At 67.4% G+C, this 3,132-nt stretch carries 4 protein-coding genes; all 4 read right to left on the bottom strand.

The annotated features are described in order from the left end of the window. Positions 1–306: 306 nt before the first annotated feature. Positions 307–1,875, bottom strand: coding sequence for a GMC family oxidoreductase (locus AC3XYG_RS16590; RefSeq protein WP_489140956.1), 1,569 nt, complete (start codon positions 1,873–1,875; stop codon positions 307–309). Positions 1,876–1,888: 13 nt separating this feature from the next. Then, the gene (locus AC3XYG_RS16585) at positions 1,889–2,437 is read right to left on the bottom strand and encodes a gluconate 2-dehydrogenase subunit 3 family protein (RefSeq protein ID WP_489140955.1); all 549 of its coding nucleotides are present in this window, start codon (positions 2,435–2,437) and stop codon (positions 1,889–1,891) included. A gap of 46 nt (positions 2,438–2,483) precedes the next feature. Then, positions 2,484–2,882: a VOC family protein gene (locus AC3XYG_RS16580; protein WP_489140954.1), complete on the bottom strand. Its 399-nt coding sequence runs from the start codon at positions 2,880–2,882 to the stop codon at positions 2,484–2,486. Then, on the bottom strand, positions 2,879–3,132 hold a 254-nt coding region (locus tag AC3XYG_RS16575; RefSeq protein WP_489140953.1), incomplete at its 5' end, for a c-type cytochrome. The genes AC3XYG_RS16580 and AC3XYG_RS16575, both read right to left, overlap by 4 nt.

Raw genomic sequence — 3,132 nt, 5'->3', positions numbered from 1 at the left:
GGTGCTGGACCTGCACGGCAAGGCCGACAACTTCGCCTCGCTGCTGCGCTGCTCCTGCCTGATCTACCTGCAGACGCAGAGCTGGGTCGGCCCCAGGGCGATGCACCACGCCGTGGCCGGCCCCGACGCCAGAGCCGACGTCGCGGCCTGAGGGCACGCCGGCGCTGTAAAATCGTCATCGCGAGGAGCGGAGCGACGTGGCGATCCAGCGGCTCGATCTCTGGATCGCCACGCCCCTGCGGGGCTCGCGATGACGGGTCTATAATTTCGGCTTTGGCATAAGGGGCCTTCCGGCCCCCTCCGCTCTCAGATCTCGTGCTTGCCCATCGCATCAGCGATGAAGGCGGCCTGGCGGATGGCCAGGGACACGATGGTCAGGGTCGGGTTGCAGGCGGCGCCGGTGGTGAACTGGCTGCCATCCGACACGAACAGGTTCTTGATGTCGTGCGTCTGGCCATTACCGTTGACCACGCCGTCGCGCGGCTTCTCGCTCATCCGGTTGGTGCCGAGATTGTGGGTGCTGGGATAGGGCGGCGTGCGGAACACCCGGGTCGCGCCCACCGCTTCGTAGATCGCGCTGCCCTGGCGGTAGGCGTGGTCGCGCATCGCCTGGTCGTTGGCGTGGTCGTCGTAATGCACGCTGGCCACCGGCATGCCGTTCTTGTCCTTGACCGTCGGGTCGAGCGTGATCCGGTTGGTCTCGGCCGGCATGTCCTCGCCGACGATCCACATGCCCGCCATGTTGGCGTAGTCGTCGAGCGCGCTGGTGAAGCTGCGGCCCCAGGCGCCGGGGTCGAGGAACGCGGCCAGGAAGGGCAGGCCGAGCGACAGCGTCTCCAGCTCATAGCCGCCGACGAAGCCGCGGCTGGGGTTGTTCGCCGCCTCGTCGCGCACGATGCCGGCCATGGTGGTGCCGCGATACATGTGCACCGGCTTGTCGAAGATGCCGAACACCGTGCCGGTGGTGTGGCGCATGTAGTTGCGCCCGACCTGACCGGAGCTGTTGGCGAGGCCGTCCGGGAACTGGCTGGACTGGCTGTTCAGCAGCAGCCGCGGGCTTTCGATCGAATTGCCGGCCACGGCGACCACCAGGGCCTTCTGGCGCTGGGTCTTGCCGTCGCCATCGACATAGACCACGCCGGTGACCTTGCCGGACGCGTCATGTTCGATCGTCACCACCATGCTGCTGGGCCGGACCTCGAGATTGCCGGTGGCCTCGCCCTTCGGGATCTCGGTGTACAGCGTCGACCATTTGGCGCCGGACTTGCAGCCCTGGAAGCAGAAGCCGATCTGCTGGCACGAGCCCCGGCCGTCGCGCGGCTGGCTGTTGATCGCCATCCGCCCGGTGTGCACCTCCTTGTAGCCGAGCTTCTTCGCCCCGGCCTCCAGCACCTTGTAGTTGTTGTTGCCGGGCAGGCCGGGGATGCCGTTGGTGCGGGTCACGCCCATCTTGTCCTCGGCCTTGGCGTACCAGGGCTCCATCTCCTTCAGCGTGATCGGCCAGTCCAGCAGCGTGGTGCCCGCCACCTCGCCATAGGTGGTGCGCGACCGGAACTCATGCTCGTCAAAGCGCAGCGACGCCCCGGCCCAGTGCACGGTCGAGCCGCCGACCGATTTGACGATCCAGGCCGGCAGGTTCGGGAAATCGCGCGCCACCCGCCAGTCGCCGGAGGTGGTGCGCGCGTCGGTCCAGGCCAGCTGCACGAAGCTGGCCCATTCGTCGTTGATGAAATCCTGGATCTCGTGCCGGGCGCCCGCCTCCAGGATCACGGTCTTGATCCCCTTCTGGGCGAGTTCGTTGCCGAGCGTGCCGCCGCCGGCGCCGGAGCCGATGATGACGACGAGGCTGTCGTCGTTCAGGTCGAACTGTGCCATGGCCATGTCCTCCTCACACGCCCGGCAGCCAGTCGATGTCGCCGAAGCCGCGGTGGATGTAGCCACCCTTGTCGGCCGACGACCCCTCGTAGCCGAAGATCGGCCACAGATCGTGCTGGTTGTAGAGCGACACCACCAGATCGGACCGCAGCTTCTTGAAGAACGCGGTCTGTTCGATGCCGCGCAGCAGGGCGATGCGATCCTCCTCCTGCGCCACCGCGGCATAGGCGCTGCCGTGCCGGTCCCGCGCATCCTGGTCCAGCCGGGCGATGCCGCCCTCGACCAGCTGCTTCACCGTGTCGTCCTTACCCGCCTTGTCGTCCCAGGGCGTGACGGCGGCGATGTAATAGAGATCAGACAGATGGTCGTGCGGGTAGATGTCGCGCGCCACCCGGACCAGGGTCTGCATCGTGGCCGGCTGCAGCGCCTTGGCCGTGTCGGCCCAGGCGGTGCCGATCGGCAGCCCGACCTGCATCGCCACCGCGACGGCGGGCGGCAGGATGGCGACGCCGTGCAGGAACCGGCGGCGATCGAATTGGATGCGGCGGTCGACCTCTCTCATGGAACGCTCTCCCTTGCTGGCTTTTATGCTTGCTGTCCTGGTGCGGTCAGACGAACCGGCCGCCCCGTTCGATCACCTCGATGCGGTATCCGTCCGGGTCGGAGATGAAGAAGAAGCGGGCGAGGCGTTCGCCCTGGTGCCGCATGTCGCGCACCGGGCCCGGCTCCAGCCCCGCGCCTTCCATCCGCGCATGCTCGGCATCGAGGTCGCCGACCGTGACCGCGAGATGGCCGTAGCCGTCGCCCAGCACATAGGGCTCGGTCCGGCCGTGGTTGACCGTCAGCTCGACCTCGAAGGGCGAGGCGGCGTTGCGCAGATATACCAGGGTGAAGTCGTCGAAGGCGAAGCGGCCGGCAGTCTCCAGCCCGAAGGCGCGGCGGTAGAATTCGGCCGAGCGGACTTCATCGAGCACCCGGATCATGGAATGGACGGTCTTCGCGGTCATTTCTGATCCTTCAGGAAGGCGATGATGGCCTGGCGGGTGGCGGGGTCCTTCTGCCGGTAAGGCATGATCACGCCGGGGATCAGGGCCTGCGGGTCGGTCAGCCACGCATCGAGATGCGACTCGTCCCAGGTGAAGTCCGCCTTGGCGAAGCCTGGCGAATAATGGAAGCCGGCGACGCTGCCCGGCTTGCGGCCATAAACGCCCAGCAGCAGCGGCCCCTGGCGTGGCGGGTCGGACGGGTTCAGCGTGT

This window comes from Inquilinus sp. (assembly GCF_057815775.1).
The sequence above is the reverse complement of the archived record's forward strand: the minus strand, read 5'-3'. Positions and strand labels throughout refer to the sequence as shown.

What these genes read in the sequence shown, in the direction of transcription:
- AC3XYG_RS16580 (WP_489140954.1), bottom strand. Translation starts at nt 2,882, where the DNA reads ATGACCGCGAAGACCGTCCATTCCATGATCCGGGTGCTCGATGAAGTC.
- AC3XYG_RS16590 (WP_489140956.1), bottom strand. Translation starts at nt 1,875, where the DNA reads ATGGCACAGTTCGACCTGAACGACGACAGCCTCGTCGTCATCATCGGC.
- AC3XYG_RS16585 (WP_489140955.1), bottom strand. Translation starts at nt 2,437, where the DNA reads ATGAGAGAGGTCGACCGCCGCATCCAATTCGATCGCCGCCGGTTCCTG.